This is a genomic window from Falsibacillus pallidus, assembly GCF_050990905.1.
Taxonomy (GTDB): Bacteria; Bacillota; Bacilli; order Bacillales; family DSM-25281; genus Falsibacillus; species Falsibacillus pallidus_A.
Genome location: NZ_CP158866.1, coordinates 1,373,957 through 1,394,097 on the forward strand (window position 1 = coordinate 1,373,957; position 20,141 = coordinate 1,394,097).

Below are 20,141 nucleotides of genomic sequence, written 5' to 3' on the forward strand. Positions count from 1 at the left end.
GTGAAGCTGTTTTGCCATCGGTCCAAGATGCCTTTTATAATTACTTAACCATTTATTATGTTTGGAAATCACGGCAAGATGACACAGCAGCGAAAGAAACATTAGAATTTTTTAATGAAATGCTGACTGAGGACTTTGGAATTCCTCAATGGTCCATCGAAGAGATGGAGGACTTCATTGCAGTGAAATTTCAGCAGGAGGGGAAAGACAGGCTCTTACGCTTTCCTATTGAATTAATCTCCTGTATGCTTCAGCAGATTGAAGATGATCCAGCACGATATGCGTAAAAAAGGAAGCCCGTGGGCTTCCTTTTTTAATTTATGCAGCATCGTTTTTGGCCATAGCCGCGATTAACAAGGCGTATAGAAGATGACCGGCGCTCCAAATGAGGATGGCTGGCCAGTCATGCCAGTTCGGTACTGGTTTTTCAGCAAGTGCCGAGAGCGGGAAATAGAGCAGTATGGGGGGGATAATCATCAAGAAAGCTAGAATCCATTTGTTTATAGAAAAGTATGTGAAGCGATAAAGAACTTTTAAATAAACCCAGACAATTAAAATAGAAGTACCTAAATGAATGAGAAATTCAACGTATTCAGGGTAATCCACTTTACCTGCTATCGGAATAAAATCGATATTGAGCAGCAAGGTGTAAACATTGATCCCGGTTAAGGCTTGTACAAGCTTTAAAGACAGTCCTAAAAACACTCCACTAATTGTGCCAATAGCTAAACTGCTTTTTCGCATTAAAAGTCTTCAGCTACTTTAATTGGGCGATAGAGTTTAAAGTTCCCTGTTGCAATGCGTTCATTAGTTTTTTCAGTGATCCGTTCCGTGCATTCTGAACACATATAAGTATGGATGGGGCGGTTCCTCAATCTTTTTGCTTCAAGAGTATCATCATGCAAATTATCTATTTTCTCACAGAGTACACATTTCACACGCATATTATTTCCACCTTTGTTAAAATATCTTTTATTAGTATAGCACGTGAATGCCCGCATTTCTAAAAATTTGCGAATGGTATGCTATCACAATTGCCTACATATAGTATAATGTGATTAATCTATGAGGGGAGGAATGAGTATGGCAAATCGTGTGGAGCCTAAATTGATACCCGCTCTATTTGAAGAACTTCAAAAAGAGAGATTTGTGATGATTGCTACTTGTGATCATGAAACAGGGGGGCCAAACGTCAGCGCCATTTCCTGGCTGTATGCCAAAGATGAAGAAACGATACTTTTTGCTGTAGATCAGCGTTCCCGCATTCTCGAAAATTTGAAAGCGAATCCAATGGCGGTCATTACGCTAATTGCAAATGAATCTACTTATTCTATCAACGGAAATGCATTCACAGCAGCTGAAAAGCTGGAGTCTGTTCCATTGAAATTGTCTCTGGTACGATTGGATATCACGGATGTAAGAGATGTTATGTTTTATGGTTCAAAAATAACGGTTGAACCACAATATGATAAAACCTATGATAAAAAAGCTGCTGAACGATTAGATAAACAAGTGATGGAAGCACTGAAAAAAGCTTAGTTAAGTCATTCTTAACTAAGCTTTTTGTTGTTTCAATCAGGGCTTGTAGAGAAAAGATTGAGAGGGAATTCACTCCCTTTCCGCGGACGAACCGGCAAGCCTCCTCGCTTCGCTGTGGGGTCTTGCCAGCCCGTTTTTCCGCCGGAGTCTCGTGGATTCTCTCTCAATCAACAAAAATTCTGTCTGCTAACCAGGGATATCTAATAAAATCATTCGCTATTCCACTTACTTATGGTAGTTTGACTGCCTTTCCTGGTCTTTTTCCAGTTGTTTTTCGTTTTTGTCATTTGTTGATTTTTTGGGGTTTTCAGGTGCTTGTTCAGGGTTTGTATCTGAAAGGGTCCCTGGGATTTCGGGCATGACTCTTCCGACGATATCTGAAAGTTCATTCATGATGCCTTGAATGGGTTTTCCGTTGCCGATATCCTTTTTAACTTCCTTTAAGCGGGCAACTAGATCCGGGTCTGCTACGATCACGGCATTTGCCCCATAAGGATCATTCTTGAGGCTTTCGGCTACAGAATATTTAATCGAACCCACCTGTGATCTCTCCACATTAGAGTCAATATCAATTCCAACTACAGCTAATTTTCCGAGCACGACTGCTGTTGCATCATTTACATTTGGTATGCTGCTTGCGAGATCGACTAAATGCTTGGAAATTTGCTGGCCGTTTTTCGATTTGAAATTTTGTTTATTGCTATTTTGGACTGAGATAGGCCGTGGTTCATTCTGCTGGTCATGGACAGCTGTTTTTTGTTTATTGTCATTGATATTTGATGAACAACCTGCTGTCAATATAACAATCATCAATATAGCGGATAAATATCGCACTGACTGCACCTCCATTAATGGTATCTTCCAATTAGTGTGTAAACTTCGTCTATCTTTATGCATTTCTACATATATTTTAAAAAGTCTCGTCCAATCCTGAGGCGAAGACTCGATGAATCAGTGAACCCGTTGATGAGGCTCAACATACAATATGAGTAAGAAAAACAGGAGCAGGAGGCATCGATTTGAATAATATTTATGTGTTAGATACCAATGTTTTATTGCAGGACCCCCACGCCATCTTTTCTTTTGAAGACAATGAAGTTGTCATACCAGCAGTGGTGTTAGAAGAAGTCGATTCAAAGAAACGCTATATGGATGAGGTTGGAAGGAATGCAAGACAGGTATCCAAATTGATTGACGGTCTGCGGGAAGCAGGAAAGCTCCATGAAAAAATCCCGTTGGAAAATGGGGGAACATTCAGGATAGAGCTCAATCATCGTTCGTTTCAACAGCTCCAAGAAATCTTTGTTGAAAAATCAAATGACAATCGTATATTGGCGGTTGCGAAGAATATTGCGTTGGAAGAAGAAGCGAAAGAGACTGGTAAAAACGTCATCCTTGTAAGCAAGGATGTACTTGTCAGGGTAAAGGCAGATGCACTTGGACTAAATGCCGAAGATTTTTTGAATGATCGCGTCGTCGAAATTGATCATATCTATACAGGTTTCCTCGAGGTCTATATCAATAAAGAACTATTGAACCGCTATTATGAAAAAGGGGAATTACAATTATCTGAGATCACCAACCATCCATTCTATCCACATCAGTTCCTGATTATGAAGGATGCACTCGGCAGTTCAGCATCGGCTATAGGGATGATTGACCATACCGGTAAGAATGTCAGGAAATTGATCCACAATGGAGACCATATATGGGGAATTAAACCCAGGAATGTACAGCAGATCATGGCAATGGAGCTGCTGCTGAGGGATGATATCCCCCTTGTCACGATGATTGGGAAAGCGGGGACAGGGAAAACATTGCTGACGCTTGCTGCAGGGCTTTTGCAGATCGAAGACTTATATACGTACAAAAAGCTCCTCGTAGCCCGTCCGATAGTCCCTGTGGGAAAAGATATCGGCTTCCTTCCTGGGGAAAAAGAAGAAAAACTGCGTCCGTGGATGCAGCCGATTTACGATAACCTTGAATACTTGTTCAATGCCAAAAAACCTGGGGAATTGGATGCGATTCTTGCAGGAATGGGTTCGATTGAAGTGGAGGCGCTCACATATATCCGGGGAAGAAGCATTCCTGATCAATTCATCATTATTGATGAAGCGCAGAATCTAACGAAGCATGAAGTGAAAACAATCCTGACAAGGGTAGGAGATCGAAGTAAAATCGTCCTGATGGGAGATCCGAATCAAATTGACCATCCATATTTGGATGAGTACAACAACGGATTGACCTATGTAGTGGAGAAATTCAAGGAGCAGACCATCTCTGGGCATATTAAGCTCCTTAAAGGCGAAAGATCCGGTTTGGCCCAATTGGCGGCAGACCTTTTATAAAAAATCGAAAAAGGCTGTCCATTGAGGTCAGCCTTTTTCATATAATTATTCTACTCTGAATGCCCTTACAAAACGAATGGGATCATTCCTGTTGCTTCCGTCCTTAAATAGGACATGAATCGGTCCGTCCTCTTTCAGAGGCTTTCCTACTTTCGAATAAGCGAGCAATAAATCTTTTGCTTTATCCAAAGGATAATTGAATTCCCCATTTTCGGTTTCAACTACCAGGGTCTTTGCATCTTCAGATGGCTCGGCATTTTTCAGGAATGGAAGGAACTCCATGGCAAAAGTGCCTTGCAGGACCTTTTCCTTTTCGAATTTCCGCTCGGATTTAAGGGTAGGAGGGAAGACTGCGCCTTCTTGGATTTCGCGCTCCCAATGCTTGGAGGTTGCTTTGATATAGTCCTCCAGCTCATCCACTTCTTCTTGCTCGGTCACAAAATATGTATCAAGATCGATTCTTCGATCATCAAAAATCCATACACCTGGATCTAATGTGATAGGGAACTTAACTTTTCCCTTGAATGGAATAATCATTTCCATGTGCATATTCCCCCTTCTTCCCATTAAGTATATCTCAAAAAACATCCTCTTGAAAGTGAACCAGCTCCTTAATTCCAAATGAACATCAGGGAATACTTGTAAAACGCTTTATTCCCTTTATTTTTCTTGCAATTTTGTCCTTTTAACGGTAAAATTTTTAGATAGAATTGTCTAATCGCTCGGAAACGGGGGGATTAATGTGGCGTCTGATGTAAATATAAATCATTCAGAAAAAGCCTTGGAATTGTTAAAGGCGGACGCAGAAAAAATCTTGCGGTTGATAAAAGTTCAAATGGATAACCTCACTATGCCTCAATGTCCTTTATATGAAGAAGTGCTGGATACGCAAATGTTTGGATTATCCCGTGAAATAGATTTTGCAGTTCGATTAGGCTTAATCGAAGATAAAGAGGGGAAAGCAATGATTGGCTCTTTAGAAAGGGAACTTTCTGCCCTTCACGAGGCATCTTTGAAAAAGTGAATAAAAATCAAAACTCAAACATTCTTTTTAAGGCTGTTTGAGTTTTTTTGTAGGAAAGAAAATATGAGCCAAAAGTCTCTTTGTGGAAAGATCTGTAATCAAAAGGTTTTTAAAGGGATTTTAGGCATTTATGAAGAATTGTTACAATAACAAAAAGGATTGGACGATCGGTATGTTTAAAAAAATCTTAAAATCGTATGACTATTCTCTGGTAGTTGTCTATTTCTTATTGTGCATTTTTGGCTTAGTCATGGTATACAGTGCATCTATGGTTTGGGCAGTCCAGCAGCTTGGAACTGAAAATGACTTTTTTTATAACAAACAGAAAATCAATCTGATTTTGGCATTTATCTTTTTCATAGGTGCCTCGCTTTTTCCTTATAAAGCATACATAAGCAAGAAATTCATCGGAGGCATCGTACTTGTTTCTATTTTTGGGCTCGGATCATTGTTTGTCTTCGGTCATATCTCCAATAATGCACAGAGCTGGATCAAACTCGGTACAAGGATGATTCAGCCTGCCGAATTTGTAAAGCTTACGGTCATTCTTTACTTATCAGCAGTTTATGCAAAAAAAGAAAGCTATATCAACAAATTCAATAAAGGGGTAGTCCCGCCGATCGTATTCCTTTTTGTCGTTTGTATCCTTGTAGCTGTCCAGCCCGATTTTGGTACGGCAGGAATTATTTTTGTCATTGGTGTTACGATCATCATCTGTTCGGGTATGAATATGAAGAACTTGATGAAACTTGCCTTGCTGGGACTCATGATAGCAGTCATTGCTTCTCCATTCGTCCTGTTGATGAAGGATAAAATCTTTTCAAAGGAACGAATGAGCAGGATAGAAGTATTCCTTGATCCCTTTCAATATGAACAGGGTGATGGATATCAAGTTGTCAATTCCTATATTGCGATAGGCTCAGGAGGAATCACGGGGCAGGGACTTGGACAATCTGTTCAAAAGCTGGGGTATTTGCCGGAGCCCCATACGGATTTCATCATGGCTGTCATTGCAGAGGAATTGGGTGTCTTTGGAGTGGCGTTTGTATTGCTCGGCTTAGGCTTTATCGTATTGAAGGGGATATTTATAGGGATGAAGTGCAAGGATACGTTTGGAAGTTTATTGGCCATAGGGATATCCAGCATGATTGCCATCCAATCGATCATCAATCTTGGAGGCGTCTCGGGCTTTGTGCCGCTGACAGGTGTCCCGCTTCCATTCATAAGCTACGGAGGTTCATCCATACTGCTGTTGTCAATCGCTATGGGAGTTCTTGTGAATGTGGCCATGTTCGTAAAGTATGAACAGAAATATAAGGCGAATAAAGAAGAGCCGATTCCGGAACAAAAAAAATCCACTCATCTTTATAGGGTGAAATATTAATTCATAGGTATTCACCCGCTCGCAAAATGAGCGGGTGTTCATCTAATAGATTCTTAATTGAAATCATCAAGTTGAAGCAAGGGGAGGTAATTACAATGAAGAAAATCAATAAAATTCTTGTTGCAAACAGGGGAGAAATTGCTATCCGTGTCTTCAGGGCCTGCACTGAGTTAAATATCAGGACTGTGGCAGTCTATTCTAAAGAAGATTCTGGTTCCTATCATCGCTATAAAGCTGATGAAGCATACCTTGTCGGTGAAGGAAAGAAGCCGATCGATGCCTATCTGGCTATTGAAGAAATCATTGAAATTGCAAAGAAAGCGGAAGTGGATGCCATTCATCCCGGATACGGATTTTTATCTGAAAATCTCGAATTCGCTTCAAAATGTGAGGAAGCAGGAATTATCTTTATTGGACCAAATCCAAAACATTTAGATATGTTCGGGGACAAAGTCAAGGCGCGTCAGCAGGCAGTGCTTGCAGGACTTCCAGTCATCCCTGGGAGCGATGGGCCGGTTTCTGGACTTGAAGAGATCGTTCAATTTGGAAAACAGCATGGATATCCGATCATCATCAAAGCTGCACTTGGGGGCGGCGGAAGAGGGATGAGGATTGTAAAGCGCCTGGAGGAAGTTAAGGAGGCGTTCGAGAGAGCAAAATCGGAAGCAAAGGCTTCTTTCGGAAGCGACGAAGTATATGTAGAAAAGTTCGTGGAGAAGCCAAAACATATTGAGGTTCAGATCATAGGTGATAATGAAGGGAATATCGTCCATTTATTCGAGAGGGACTGCTCCGTTCAAAGGCGTCATCAAAAGGTCGTGGAAGTGGCCCCGTGCGTTTCCATTTCAGAAGAATTGCGGACAAAGATTTGCGACGCCGCGGTTCAATTGATGAAAAATGTTGATTATGTCAATGCGGGAACCGTTGAATTTCTATTGGCGGGAGAAAATTTTTATTTTATTGAAGTGAACCCGCGTGTACAGGTTGAACATACGATTACTGAGATGATCACGGGAGTCGATATCGTCCAGACCCAGATTCTTATTGCTTCTGGATTCCGCCTTCATAGCAAAGAAATCAGTATACCCCATCAGGAAGATATCAGAATTAACGGATTCGCCATCCAATCAAGGGTCACTACAGAAGATCCTCTGAATCAGTTCATGCCGGATACAGGAAAAATCATGGTTTACCGATCTGGCGGCGGTTTTGGGGTAAGGCTGGATGCGGGTAATGGGTTCCAAGGTGCTGTCATAACACCTCACTATGATTCCCTTCTTGTTAAACTTTCCACATGGGCCATGTCTTTTGACCAAGCTGCATCCAAAATGGTCAGAAACTTGCAAGAGTTCAGAATTCGGGGAATCAAGACGAACATCCCATTTTTAGAGAACGTTGTGAAGCATGAGAATTTCAAATCAGGAAATTATGATACTTCATTCATTGATACAACTCCTGAACTATTCTTCTTTCCAAAGAGGAAAGACAGGGGTACAAAGATGTTGTCCTATATCGGGAATATTACCGTGAATGGATTCCCGGGGATCGAAAAAAAGAAAAAACCTGTCTTTGAAACACCAAGGATTCCTAACTTATCAGCAGATGTCAAGGCACCGGACGGAACAAAGCAAATACTTGATCAGCATGGAGCGGAAGGACTGGTGCAGTGGATAAAGAACCAGCAGGAGGTCCTTCTTACGGATACTACTTTCAGGGATGCACACCAATCGCTTTTAGCGACCAGGGTCCGCTCCATCGATTTAAAGAGGATAGCGGAACCTACCTCAAAGTTGCTGCCGAATTTGTTCTCACTTGAAATGTGGGGCGGGGCGACATTTGATGTGGCATACCGTTTCTTGAAAGAAGATCCGTGGGACAGGCTGCTTGAATTGCGATCTGCCATTCCCAATACTTTATTTCAAATGCTCTTAAGGGCATCAAATGCTGTTGGATATAAAAACTATCCGGATAATGTCATAAGGGAGTTTGTCGAAAAGTCGGCTTTAGGCGGGATTGATGTGTTCCGGATCTTTGACAGCCTGAACTGGGTCAAAGGCATGGAAGTGGCAATAGATGCAGTAAGGCAGACAGGGAAAATTGCGGAAGCCTCGATTTGCTATACCGGGGATATCAATGATCCACTAAAAACAAAGTACGATATCCAATATTATAAGGATATGGCTAGAGAACTTGAGCAGCAGGGAGCACATATCCTTGCCATAAAAGACATGGCTGGCCTCCTAAAGCCACAGGCTGCCTACAGGCTTATTTCTGAACTCAAGGACACTGTAGACATCCCTATCCACCTTCATACACACGATACAAGCGGAAATGGCATCTTCACTTACGCAAAAGCCATTGAAGCAGGAGTGGATATCGTAGATACGGCCTTAACTTCCATGTCTGGATTGACTTCTCAGCCAAGCGCCAGTGCACTTTCCTATGCGTTGGACGGCTATGATAGAAAGCCACAGGTGAATATAGAATCACTTGAAAAACTTTCAGACTATTGGGAAGACATCAGAAAGTACTACAATGATTTCGAAAGCGGAATGAAGGCTCCACACACAGAAGTGTACCTGCATGAAATGCCTGGCGGACAGTATAGCAACCTTCAGCAGCAAGCCAAGGCAGTAGGGCTTGGGGACAGGTGGGATGAGGTAAAAGAGATGTATCGCAGAGTCAACGCTCTGTTTGGGGATCTCGTCAAAGTGACTCCATCCTCAAAAGTTGTAGGAGATATGGCGTTATTCATGGTCCAAAATGATCTTACGGAAACCGATGTGCTGGAAAATGGAGATAAGATCGACTTCCCTGATTCTGTCATTGAACTTTTTGAGGGCTATCTTGGACAGCCTTATGGAGGTTTTCCAAAAAGGCTTCAGGAAGTCATCCTGAAAGGCAAGCAGCCGATCACTGTTCGTCCTGGTGAACTTCTAGATGATGTTGACTTCGATGAACTGAAAGAAAGTCTTTACCACGAAATCGGACGCCAAGTGACTAGTTTTGATGCACTTGCTTACGCATTGTACCCAAAAGTGTTCTTGCAATATATTGAAACGATTAATATGTTCGGTGATATTTCAACTCTGGATACACCTACTTTCTTATATGGGATGCGATTGGGCGAAGAAATTGAAGTGGAAATCGAAAAGGGAAAAACATTGATTGTGAAACTGGTTTCCATTGGCCATCCAGGAGCGGATGGAACACGGGTCGTATATTTTGAGCTGAATGGTCAGCCCCGTGAAGTCATCATAAAAGATGAAAGTGTCAAATCTTCTGTCGCTTCCAGAATGAAAGCCAAAATGAAGGATGAAACCCATATCGGGGCTACAATGCCTGGTACTGTAATCAAAGTGTTGGCTGAAAAAGGGGAGAGAGTAAACAAAGGAGATCATCTCCTTCTGACAGAAGCGATGAAAATGGAAACAACCGTGCAAGCTCCATTCACAGGCATCATCAAAGAAATCCACGTAAAAAGCGGAGACGGCATACAGCCTGGAGATCTGCTCATTGAAATGAATAAATAAAGAGGCAAAAAAATCGGACTCCTGAAGGAAGGAGTCCGATTTTTTTATACCGTTTTGCTTCTTGTTGCGAGCATTACAAAATAGCTCAATAAAGCAAATAATATAGAAATGAAAAGCGAATGAGCAAGTGCAAAATAGAGATTAAGTTTTGTAAGCACCACAGAAATTCCCGCGGCTGCCTGCAAGCAAACCAGGATGAATGCAATAATCCATCCCCAATAAACGATGCGCTGCTCCTTATATCTGGTTATCGCTAAATAAGTAATATAAGCAATCCAAATGAAAATTAGTGCCGCAGCGGCCCTGTGGCCCATCTGGACCCACTCGTAGAAATTACCTGGAAGTCCTGGAGAAGAATTGACGCAGAATGGCCAATCGGGACAAACAAGGCTAGATTTGGTGTGCCGGACGAGTGCACCAGAGTAAACCACAATATAACTGTAGATAGTCACTCCATAAATATGAAACTTCATGTTTTTGTCCAATTTCAATTTGTCTGCTTCAAACTTTTGATCAACTTCAAAGATCAATAAAGTAAGAAGTAGAACAGAAGCGAATGAAATGAGGGAAATGCCAAAATGTATAGCTAAAACAAAGTCGGATTGACCCCAAACGACTGCAGCTGCTCCAATCAGAGCCTGCAAGAGTAGAAAAAGCAATGAGACAATTGCCAAGAACTTTGTTTCCCGTTTATGTCCAATTGATTTCCATGCCCAGATGCAGAGAATCAATAATGCAATCCCAACACTTCCAGAAACAAGGCGGTGAGCGAGTTCAATCACCATTGCAACCGTTATGTGAGAAGGGATGACCTGACCTTCACACAGTGGCCAGGAGCGTCCGCAGCCCATGCCAGATCCTGTTTTTGTAACTAATGCCCCTCCAATGAGAACAAAGAGCATGCCTAGCGCCGTCAGTACAGCAAACCATTTCAATCCAGTTCGACGCATTTATATTCACCTTCTTATTTAAGTAGTCTTATTTAATACCCGATATACTCCCTTGATAATACCATTTAGATACTACATAAATAATGGCTAAAATACAATGAAGGAATTATGAACACTTGCATTAGGACGGTATATTTGAAAAAAGCTTGAAACTTTATCTGGACTTTGCTAGAAATATATATAGAAGAAGAAGAATTTTGACTATTCATGAAATATTTTGAAAGCGCTTCCTCTGGTTCGTCCTTCCCATTTATTATTTTGCTAAAATGAATATTGTCCTATTATAATTAGACGATTTCACATTTTAGACAAAATTAATTCATGGAAAATTCACAAAAGGGAAAAATAATATGTTTTAATATTACATTGATAGCATTATTTTCTATTAGTTTTCTCCAATTCTCTTCTATTCAATTTTTACCCCTTGTAAATATTGAACACATTGTGGAATTTTCATGGAAATATAGCAAAGATGATTGGAATGCTATATAGTATTCTTATATAGTCATGCTTATTGGGTAAGGAGGAGGAATTGAAAATGGCTGAAACTAGAGTCATTTCTTCAATAGAAGAAAACGATCTTTCAGAAACATCTGCAGTTAAAGATTTTCTGGCTTTAATAAAAATTGGGATTGTCAATTCTAATTTAATCACTACATTTACTGGGATGTGGCTGGCATTTGTTTTTACCGGCACACATTTCTTATCTTCACTGGACACTATCATTTACACTCTGCTGGGATCCTCATTCATCATTGCAGGTTCCTGTGCATTGAATAACTTCATCGACCGCGATATCGACCCGATCATGGAACGAACAAAAGGGCGTCCTACGGTTACGGGGAAAATGAGCGGCGGTAAGGTCCTGACCATTGGTTTTGGTTTTATTACAGTCGGTACTATCCTTTTATTTATGACAACATTCATGGCTGGTGTCATCGGTTTAATCGGTATTTTCAGCTATGTTGTTCTCTATACGATGTGGTCTAAACGCCTGTATGTCAGCAATACGATTATCGGAAGCATCTCAGGTGCTGTCCCTCCGCTAATTGGCTGGGCGGCAGTAGATCCTAACTTAAGCGTTACTGCTTGGATGCTGTTTGTCATGATGTTCGTATGGCAGCCTCCTCACTTCTATGCTTTGGCAATGAAGAGGGTAGAGGAATATAGAGCAGCAGGCATTCCGATGCTGCCAGTTGTAAAAGGTTTTAAAACGACGAAGAATCACATTGTTGCATGGGTTGCATTATTGCTCCCGATTCCATTCTTTATGATGCCACTAGGCATTCCTTTCGTCATCCTGGCGACATTATTCAACATTGGATGGCTAATACTAGGAATTGCAGGCTACAAAATGAAAGACGACCTTAAATGGGCAAAACTGATGTTTGTATATTCATTGAACTATTTGACTATCTTGTTTGTAGCGATGGTTATCTTCACACTAATTTAATTTAGGGAATTCTTTCTGCTAAGAAATCCATATAGAGAAAATCCAGTCCTTGTTGCACAAAAGAATATTCACGAAAGAGGGGTTTGATTAAGCTATGAAACATTGGCTGCAAAAATGGCGCCTAGTTTCTGCAATCGCAGTACTGGCGCTGGTTTTGTCCGGTTGCGGTGAACCGTATTTATCTACGTTGGATCCAGCTGGAACAGTGGCTCAGTCTCAATATGATCTAATGATCCTGAGCACGCTTATCATGGTAGTTGTAATCGTTGTAGTATTTATTATTTATATCATCGCACTCACTCGATTCCGCAGAAAAAAGGGCGACGATAAAAAGATCCCTAAGCAAATCGAAGGAAATCACAAGCTGGAAATCATCTGGACTACGATTCCTATTCTCTTGCTTTTGATCTTGGCTGTACCTACGGTCTCTGCGACTTTCCATTTTGCGGATACATCCGCTATGGAGAAAAAAGATAAAGATGGCAAACATAAAGAGCTGGTCGTCAATGTACGCGCCAATCTTTACTGGTGGGAATTTGAATACCCTGATTTAGGGATCATCACTTCCCAGGATTTAGTCATTCCAACTGACCAAAAAGTTTATTTCCAAGTAAAGGCTTCAGATGTTAAGCATTCATTCTGGATTCCTTCCATCGGCGGAAAAATTGATGCGAATGTAGATGGCGTCAATAAATTCTGGCTTGAAGTGGATAACGACAAAGCGGATAAAGTTGGAAACCTATTCTATGGTAAATGTGCAGAGCTTTGCGGTCCTTCTCATGGATTAATGGACTTCAAAGTTAAAGCGCTTAACAAAGACGATTTCAAAACATGGGTTTCTGATATGCAAAACGTGAAAGAATCTCAACCAACAACAGCTTTAGCACAAGAAGGACAAAAGATTTTCCAAAAGAACTGTATCAGCTGCCACGCTGTAACACCACAAGATAGCAGACCAGAAACAGCACGCTCCGCTCCTAACTTGGCAACATTCGGAGAAAGAACACGTGTAGCAGGTATTCTGGACCACACCAAAGAAAATGTAAAGAAATGGATCAAGGATCCTGAAGCATACAAGCCAGGCAACAAAATGACAGGTGCGTATGGCGATTTGTCCGATGATCAAGTAAACGCTTTAGCAGAATACTTAATGGGCTTGAAAGTCCAAGACTAATAGGGATTAAACGCAAAAGGGAGGTTTAATTGTGAGTTCCTACGCACAAAAAAAAGGCTTCCTAGGTACGATTTGGGACTACTTGACAACAGTGGACCATAAGAAAATTGCTATCCTTTATTTGATTTCCGGGGGATTCTTTTTCTTAATCGGCGGCCTAGAGGCTTTGATGATTCGAATTCAGCTGGCAGTGCCTAACAACGATTTTGTCAGTGCCGGCCTATATAATGAAATTTTGACGATGCATGGTACGACCATGATCTTCTTGGCAGCAATGCCATTGATTTTCTGTTTCTTGAATGCAGTTGTCCCGCTTCAAATCGGAGCGCGCGACGTAGCATTCCCATTTGTGAATGCTCTTGGATTTTGGTTATTCTTCTTCGGGGGAGTATTCCTGAATCTATCATGGTTTCTAGGCGGAGCTCCTGATGCTGGATGGACTTCATACGCATCACTTTCGCTGCATTCACCAGGACACGGAATTGATTTTTATGCTCTAGGATTACAGATTGCTGGTGCGGGTACATTAATAGGGGGGATCAACTTCCTGGTTACCATCATCAATATGCGTGCTCCGGGTATGACATATATGCGTATGCCATTGTTCACTTGGACAGCATTCGTAACTTCTGCCTTAATTTTATTTGCTTTTCCTCCACTTACTGTTGGATTGTTCTTAATGATTTTTGACCGGATGTTCGGTTCGAATTTCTTTGATGTTGCAGGGGGAGGGAACACAATTATCTGGGAGCATTTCTTCTGGATTTTCGGACATCCTGAAGTATACATACTTATACTTCCTGCATTCGGTATTTTCTCTGAGATTCTTCCGGTCTTCTCAAGAAAGCGTCTATTTGGATATTCCTCAATGGTTTTTGCAACCGTTTTAATCGGTTTCTTAGGCTTCATGGTTTGGGCGCATCATATGTTTACAACAGGACTTGGACCAATCGCAAATGCAATATTTGCTGTTGCTACTATGGCTATTGCTGTTCCAACTGGAATCAAGATATTCAACTGGATCTTTACGATGTGGGGAGGAAGCGTTAAATTCACCACACCAATGCTTTATGCAGTCGCGTTCATTCCTACATTCGTTGCAGGCGGGGTAACAGGGATCATGCTTGCAGCAGCTGCAGCTGACTATCAATATCATGACAGCTACTTCGTTGTAGCTCACTTCCATTACGTAATTGTAGGTGGTGTGGTTTTTGCCCTATTGGCAGGTCTTCACTTCTATTGGCCAAAAATGTTTGGAACAATGCTCAACGAAGCTATGGGTAAAATTTCTTTCTGGCTATTCTTAATTGGTTTCCACTTGACTTTCTTTATCCAACATTTCTTAGGTTTGATGGGAATGCCTCGCCGTGTATGGACTTACCTTCCTGGACAAGGATTCGAAACGGCAAACTTGATCAGTTCCATCGGGGCTGCATTCATGGGATTAGCTGTCATCGTATTGGTTTACAATGTCATTCATACACAAGTCCGCGGAGTGAAAGTATCCAACGATCCATGGGGCGATGGCCGTACATTGGAATGGTCAATTTCTTCACCTCCGCCGTTCTATAACTTTAAACAAACACCATTAGTTCGTGGTCTTGACGCTTGGTGGCTCGAAAAAATGGAAGGTAAAAAGGAGATGACTCCTGCTGAACCAGTTGGCGATATTCATATGCCAAACAACTCTATTCTTCCATTCTTCATCGCCATGGGACTATTCGTTGCAGCATTCGGTGCAATGTACCATGTAGATGATAAATCATGGGCAATCCCAGTATTGATCATCGGATTCCTCATTACCTTGGGATCCATGTTCCTTCGTTCAGTAATTGACGACCATGGATATCATATCCATAAAGAAGATCTAATGGATGATAAGGACAAGGGGGTAAAAGCATAATGCACGCAGAGGAAAAATTCACCCCAAAAACTTGGCCGGCAGCGCCGGAAAAATCAACTCTTGAAGGTAAAAATAAGTTCTTAGGCTTTTGGCTTTTCCTAGGCGGGGAAACAGTCCTGTTTGCATCTTTATTTGCAACTTATCTTGCATTGAAGGACAGAGTGCCAGATCAAACCATGGCACATGCAAAAGACCTTTTCGAACTTCCAACTGTTTTTCTTGCAACGATGCTTCTCTTGTTCAGTTCACTGACAAGTGTTTACGCAATGTTCCATATGAAGAACTATAATTTTAAAAAAATGCAGGCATGGCTTTTAATCACAGTATTGCTTGGCGTCGGATTCCTAGTATTGGAAATCCAGGAATTTAATCATTATGTTCATGAATTCCATCATACATTTACAAGCAGTGCTTTCGGTTCAGCCTTTTATACGCTTGTTGGCTTCCACGGTGGACACGTTGCATTCGGTCTTCTTTGGATCACCAGCTTGATGCTGCGCAATGCAAAACGCGGGTTGAATCTATACAATGCTCCTAAGTTTTATGTTGCCAGCCTATACTGGCACTTTATCGACGTTGTGTGGGTATTCATTTTCACAGTAGTATACTTAATGGGAATGGTGGGATAAACTGATGGCGAATCACCAATCAAATTCAGGAAACCCAAGTGTGGATTACGAGTATAGACGCAAGAAAAATGCTGAAGAAATGAAGCATCATGTTGTTTCATTTGCCTTGATGATTTTCTTGACGCTAGTCGCGTTCGTAGCTGTCTACGCAGATATGTCTAAATGGTTCATCGTTCCATTTATCCTATTGCTGGCGGTAGTTCAAGTCATTCTTCAGTTGTATTATTTCATGCATATGAGTCATAAAGGACACGAATCTCCCCAAATGTTCTTGTTTTCAGGAGTATTCGTTGCATTCTTAACGATTCTAACGTTCTCCACAATTATTTGGTGGTAATAAGAAAAGCGAAGCCGGCTTGCTTAAAGGCGTAGAGGCTGGAGATCAGCACTACGAGATAAAGGAAACACGGAGAGCAAAGCGATCCGATGTTGACTTATCGTAAGTGTGCTGATTGAAGCCTCCCAGCCTTTAGCCGGCGGAGCTGGATCAAGAAAAGCGAAGCCGGCTTGCTTAAAGGCGTAGAGGCTGGAGATCAGCACCACGAGATAAAGGAAACACGGAGAGCAAAGCGATCCGATGTTGACTTATCGTAAGTGTGCTGATTGAAGCCTCCCAGCCTTTAGCCGGCGGAGCTGGATCAAGAAGAAAAGCCTCCCTGCATTTGCAGGGAGGTTTTTCTTCTGTTCAAGAGATAATAAAATGTAAACTTGGGTAATTTTTTTACAAAGAGTTGTTCGCCATCCAGCTCCAGCGCCTAGCCCCTCGAGTCATAAGCCGTACCTCTACGGAAATCAGGATTTCCTTCGAGTTCCGTCTTATGCTGGTCGGGGCTGACCAAGGCGCTTCCGCTTTTGTTCTGTTCTATAATCTGTCAATAAGTTATTCTAAGGAATATTGAAGTATACGGACGCGGGACGTATAATGGAAACTGTAAGTACTGTAAAGAGAGGTGAACAACCGTGTCCTTATCTATTTTCGGATTCAGAGCATTGTGGAGTCCATATTTAATACTCTCGCTACTCATCATTTTAGGATTATATTTCATGTTGACTGTTGTTTATCGTAAACGCTTTAAAAACAGTGAACCTCTGAAAAAGAGACAGGCAATCCAATTTACAGGTGCCATTATCATACTATATGTGATAAAAGGTTCCCCGATTGATCTCCTAGGTCATATTCTTTTTTCTGTCCATATGATTCAGATGGCTGTTTTATATTTGATACTACCTCCAATCATGATGACGGGGATTCCCAATTGGATTTGGCAGTCGTTTATTAACTTGCCAATCATCAGACCAATATTTCACTTCTTTACGAAGCCATTGATTGCACTTATTTTGTTCAATGGGTTGTTTTCCTTCTATCATGTACCAATCATTTTTGATACGGTAAAAATGACTGAAAGTCTTCATGTTACATATACCGCGGTATTGTTTATTTATTCGGTTTTTATGTGGTGGCCATTAGTCAACAAACTCCCGGATCAATATCAATTAAGCGGTTTGAAGAAAATGGGCTATGTCTTCGCGGGAGGTATACTTCTTACGCCTGCCTGCGCATTGATCATTTTTGCGGACACGCCGCTATACCAGACATATGCAGACGCTTCTTCATGGCTGCAGGCTATGTCTCTATGTGTGCCAACCGGGACGTTGTCTAATTTAAGCTTGAGCGGACCGCAGCTGTTTACTGATATGCCTGTCGTTGAGGATCAGCAGCTTGGCGGAGTCGTGATGAAAATTATTCAGGAAATAGTATACGGAATACTATTGGGACAAATATTTTTCCAATGGTTCAAAAAGGAACAGAAGGATTCAGATCGAATCAATGAAGAAGCGCTTAAGGCTTTTCAAAATTCCAAAATCCATGAACCGCGCCCCATTAAATAGAATTAATAATTATAGTTAAAGAGAGGAAGAAATCATGTCACTGCCTATTTTACCTACATTAAGCACATCGTGCATCGTCATAAGTGCAGTACTTGTGGCGATTGGATGGTCGCTTATAAAGAAAAGAAAAATAGAAGCACATAAAAAAACGATGTTTGCCGCGGCGATTTTCGCGTTGACATTTTTCATCATTTATATGAGCAGGACTGTTTTTATCGGGAACACTTCGTTTGGCGGTCCTGACGACATTAAAATCTACTATACCCTTTTCCTGATTTTCCATATCACGTTGGCCACAGTGGGTGCCATTTTTGGCATAGTAACTTTATGGACAGGCTATAAGAGCAACTTCAAAAGACACCGTAAAATAGGGCCGATCACAAGTGTCATTTGGTTCTTTACTGCCATTACAGGAGTTGCCGTTTATATTCTTCTCTATGTTTTATACCATGGTGGAGAGACTACATCAGTGATCAAAGCTATAATCGGTTTCTAACAAAAAACCATTCCCCATATTAATTGCGGGAATGGTTTTTTGATTTTATGAATTTCTTTTATCCCTTACTCAGCAAAATGGGCAATTTCTTTTTTGACATCAGCAAGGATGGCTTCGCATTTCGTAACAAGATGATTTGGGAAGTCTTCGCCTTCACCATATTCAACACCATGCGGATAATAATGCTTTCCAAGAAGAGGAGTCATTAATTGAATGACTGCATCATGAGATCCCACGTCACCTTCTGCTGCATATCCGAATACGCGAAGGTAGAAAGTGCCTTCTTTGATTTCGAATTTACGATCATACGTAACACGTTCGTAATCCCATTGAGCTTCACGAACAAGTCCGTGGGATTTCATTACTTCATCTAAACGATTTAAATCAGCTTTTATTGTTTCGTATCCTGTTTTTTCAAATTTCATTGAAAAGTTCCCTCCTAAATCCAATGTAGTCATATGTAATGAAGCGTTTTCAACTAAAGTGTGTCAAAGCACATCAATATTCATTACTAATAATAGTCGAAATTCTATTATCTTGCAATGTGTTCATGTACAGAATCAGAAAAGTGAGGAAAATTTTATTGAATATGGAAGAATTTTTAAGAAAATCGCGAAGAATTGTAAAATTAGTGTATATTTTTAGATTTTACAACATCCAATATATTAACACTATTTCTTTAGATGATATAATGAATTGATAGAAGGGTGCGAATTAATAGAAAGGAGGTACATTCCTGCGTACATTATTTAGAATTGTCATCATATTAATCATAATTACCGGTATAGGCATATATGCCAGCTTCAAAAACTCAGGCAGCGATGTTTTAAAGGATGAACATGCACAAGTAGTCAAGACTGATGAAAAAATTTCTATGAACAAGAGTGGACCTGCTGAAAATAAAGCGAGGCCAAAAGATGGAATCACCACATTGATCGGGCAAACGGTGAATACTTTAAAAAAACTTCATGGAGCGCCAGATAGAGTCGATATCTCAGCATACGGTTATCAGTGGTGGATATATAATGCAGTACCGGAAAAATATGTGCAGGTCGGTGTGGAAAACGGGAAAATTGTCACAATCTTTGCTGCCGGTAAAGATCTGGATGTATCTCCATACAAAATTGGACAGAGCATCAATGAAATATATAGTTCTACACCATTGAACCAAGATATCCAGGTTCAATATGATGAAGGTACATATCGATTCGAACTGTCCGAAGAAGACTTGAACATACGGCCTATCGTACAGCTTGGAGATATTTATATACAACTTTACTTAGATAAATTCAAAGGCACATTATCCAGCGTTAGAGTACTGGATAAAAGGACTTTGATCAAACTCCGGCCTTACGAAATGGTTTATCGCGGAGAGTTGAAGGATCCAGAACCTCCTTCAGAATTTGAATGGACTGAGATTGATAAAGGAAGCGAAAAGCAAATACTTGATTTGACCAATATAATAAGGAAAAGGTTTGGGTTAAATACGTTCGAATGGGATGAACAAACATCCAAAGTCGCTTTTCAGCACAGTAAAGACATGTATGAAAATCAATATTTCTCCCATACTTCCCCACAGTTCGGGGATTTATCGGATCGCCTCAATGCAGCAGAAGTTTTCTATCAAATGGCAGGAGAAAATATAGCTGCTAAATACGCAGACGGCCCTGCAGCGGTTGAGGGATGGCTAAATTCTTCCAGCCACAGGGAAACCATGCTGAAGAAGGAATTCACGCACCTCGGAGTCGGAGTCTACCAAAAATACTATACACAAAATTTCCTGCAGAAAGATTGGGAAAAATGAAAAACAGCAGCAGC

At 41.0% G+C, this 20,141-nt stretch carries 20 protein-coding genes; 14 read left to right on the forward strand and 6 right to left on the reverse strand.

Annotated elements, in window-relative coordinates:
• Positions 1-11: 11 nt before the first annotated feature.
• Positions 12-287 carry a hypothetical protein gene (locus ABTV07_RS07310; protein ID WP_433749370.1) on the forward strand — a complete coding sequence of 92 codons (276 nt, stop codon included), beginning with the start codon at positions 12-14 and terminating at the stop codon, positions 285-287.
• 31 nt (positions 288-318) lie between these two features.
• On the opposite strand, the gene ABTV07_RS07315 is transcribed toward ABTV07_RS07310, so the two are convergent.
• Together ABTV07_RS07315 and ABTV07_RS07320 are read right to left on the reverse strand one after the other, a co-directional pair.
• Positions 319-744 (reverse strand): hypothetical protein, encoded by a 426-nt coding sequence (locus ABTV07_RS07315; RefSeq protein WP_433749373.1) that lies wholly within the window; start codon positions 742-744, stop codon positions 319-321.
• Positions 744-944: a YlaI family protein gene (locus tag ABTV07_RS07320; RefSeq protein WP_433749376.1), complete on the reverse strand. Its 201-nt coding sequence runs from the start codon at positions 942-944 to the stop codon at positions 744-746. Before ABTV07_RS07320 ends, ABTV07_RS07315 begins: the two co-directional genes overlap by 1 nt.
• 139 nt (positions 945-1,083) lie before the next feature.
• Between ABTV07_RS07320 and ABTV07_RS07325 the strand changes: the two genes are divergently transcribed.
• On the forward strand, positions 1,084-1,539 hold the full coding sequence (locus ABTV07_RS07325) for a pyridoxamine 5'-phosphate oxidase family protein (RefSeq protein WP_433749379.1): 456 nt from the start codon (positions 1,084-1,086) through the stop codon (positions 1,537-1,539).
• 225 nt (positions 1,540-1,764) lie between these two features.
• Here ABTV07_RS07325 and ABTV07_RS07330 read toward each other — a convergent pair whose 3' ends face one another.
• Positions 1,765-2,373 (reverse strand): YhcN/YlaJ family sporulation lipoprotein, encoded by a 609-nt coding sequence (locus tag ABTV07_RS07330; RefSeq protein WP_433749381.1) that lies wholly within the window; start codon positions 2,371-2,373, stop codon positions 1,765-1,767.
• 185 nt (positions 2,374-2,558) lie between these two features.
• On the opposite strand from ABTV07_RS07330, the gene ABTV07_RS07335 reads away from it, so the two are divergent.
• Entirely contained in the window at positions 2,559-3,887 is a 1,329-nt protein-coding gene (locus tag ABTV07_RS07335) for a PhoH family protein (RefSeq protein ID WP_433749384.1), read from the forward strand.
• Positions 3,888-3,932: 45 nt separating this feature from the next.
• On the opposite strand, the gene ABTV07_RS07340 is transcribed toward ABTV07_RS07335, so the two are convergent.
• The gene (locus ABTV07_RS07340; protein ID WP_433749385.1) at positions 3,933-4,430 is read right to left on the reverse strand and encodes a peptidyl-prolyl cis-trans isomerase; all 498 of its coding nucleotides are present in this window, start codon (positions 4,428-4,430) and stop codon (positions 3,933-3,935) included.
• A gap of 199 nt (positions 4,431-4,629) precedes the next feature.
• On the opposite strand from ABTV07_RS07340, the gene ABTV07_RS07345 reads away from it, so the two are divergent.
• From ABTV07_RS07345 to pyc, 3 genes are all read left to right on the forward strand, one after another.
• Complete coding sequence (locus ABTV07_RS07345) at positions 4,630-4,911, forward strand: YlaN family protein (RefSeq protein WP_433749388.1); 282 nt, start codon at positions 4,630-4,632, stop codon at positions 4,909-4,911.
• A gap of 172 nt (positions 4,912-5,083) precedes the next feature.
• The gene (locus ABTV07_RS07350; protein ID WP_433749391.1) at positions 5,084-6,295 is read left to right on the forward strand and encodes an FtsW/RodA/SpoVE family cell cycle protein; all 1,212 of its coding nucleotides are present in this window, start codon (positions 5,084-5,086) and stop codon (positions 6,293-6,295) included.
• Positions 6,296-6,390: 95 nt separating this feature from the next.
• The gene (gene pyc / locus ABTV07_RS07355) at positions 6,391-9,828 is read left to right on the forward strand and encodes a pyruvate carboxylase (protein ID WP_433749394.1); all 3,438 of its coding nucleotides are present in this window, start codon (positions 6,391-6,393) and stop codon (positions 9,826-9,828) included.
• Positions 9,829-9,872: 44 nt separating this feature from the next.
• On the opposite strand, the gene ABTV07_RS07360 is transcribed toward pyc, so the two are convergent.
• The gene (locus tag ABTV07_RS07360; protein WP_433749397.1) at positions 9,873-10,778 is read right to left on the reverse strand and encodes a COX15/CtaA family protein; all 906 of its coding nucleotides are present in this window, start codon (positions 10,776-10,778) and stop codon (positions 9,873-9,875) included.
• Positions 10,779-11,316: 538 nt separating this feature from the next.
• On the opposite strand from ABTV07_RS07360, the gene cyoE reads away from it, so the two are divergent.
• The 7 genes from cyoE (at position 11,317) to ABTV07_RS07395 (ending at position 18,323) form a co-directional block, all read left to right on the forward strand.
• Positions 11,317-12,231, forward strand: a complete 915-nt coding sequence (gene cyoE / locus ABTV07_RS07365) for a heme o synthase (RefSeq protein WP_433749400.1) — start codon at positions 11,317-11,319, stop codon at positions 12,229-12,231.
• A 94-nt stretch (positions 12,232-12,325) separates the two neighbouring features.
• A complete protein-coding gene (gene coxB, locus ABTV07_RS07370; protein ID WP_433749403.1) occupies positions 12,326-13,405 on the forward strand; it encodes a cytochrome c oxidase subunit II in 1,080 nt (359 codons plus the stop codon).
• A 31-nt stretch (positions 13,406-13,436) separates the two neighbouring features.
• Positions 13,437-15,308, forward strand: coding sequence for a cytochrome c oxidase subunit I (ctaD, locus tag ABTV07_RS07375; protein ID WP_433749406.1), 1,872 nt, complete (start codon positions 13,437-13,439; stop codon positions 15,306-15,308).
• On the forward strand, positions 15,308-15,937 hold the full coding sequence (locus tag ABTV07_RS07380) for a cytochrome (ubi)quinol oxidase subunit III (RefSeq protein ID WP_433749409.1): 630 nt from the start codon (positions 15,308-15,310) through the stop codon (positions 15,935-15,937). Before ctaD ends, ABTV07_RS07380 begins: the two co-directional genes overlap by 1 nt.
• Positions 15,938-15,941: 4 nt before the next feature.
• Positions 15,942-16,274 (forward strand): cytochrome c oxidase subunit IVB, encoded by a 333-nt coding sequence (gene ctaF, locus ABTV07_RS07385; RefSeq protein WP_433749411.1) that lies wholly within the window; start codon positions 15,942-15,944, stop codon positions 16,272-16,274.
• Between the two features lie 623 nt (positions 16,275-16,897).
• Positions 16,898-17,827: a cytochrome c oxidase assembly factor CtaG gene (ctaG, locus tag ABTV07_RS07390; protein WP_433749413.1), complete on the forward strand. Its 930-nt coding sequence runs from the start codon at positions 16,898-16,900 to the stop codon at positions 17,825-17,827.
• Positions 17,828-17,861: 34 nt separating this feature from the next.
• Positions 17,862-18,323 carry a DUF420 domain-containing protein gene (locus ABTV07_RS07395; protein WP_433749415.1) on the forward strand — a complete coding sequence of 154 codons (462 nt, stop codon included), beginning with the start codon at positions 17,862-17,864 and terminating at the stop codon, positions 18,321-18,323.
• A 65-nt stretch (positions 18,324-18,388) separates the two neighbouring features.
• On the opposite strand, the gene ABTV07_RS07400 is transcribed toward ABTV07_RS07395, so the two are convergent.
• Positions 18,389-18,748: a YugN family protein gene (locus tag ABTV07_RS07400; protein ID WP_433749417.1), complete on the reverse strand. Its 360-nt coding sequence runs from the start codon at positions 18,746-18,748 to the stop codon at positions 18,389-18,391.
• A gap of 449 nt (positions 18,749-19,197) precedes the next feature.
• On the opposite strand from ABTV07_RS07400, the gene ABTV07_RS07405 reads away from it, so the two are divergent.
• On the forward strand, positions 19,198-20,127 hold the full coding sequence (locus tag ABTV07_RS07405) for a CAP domain-containing protein (protein ID WP_433749420.1): 930 nt from the start codon (positions 19,198-19,200) through the stop codon (positions 20,125-20,127).
• Positions 20,128-20,141 lie beyond the last annotated feature (14 nt).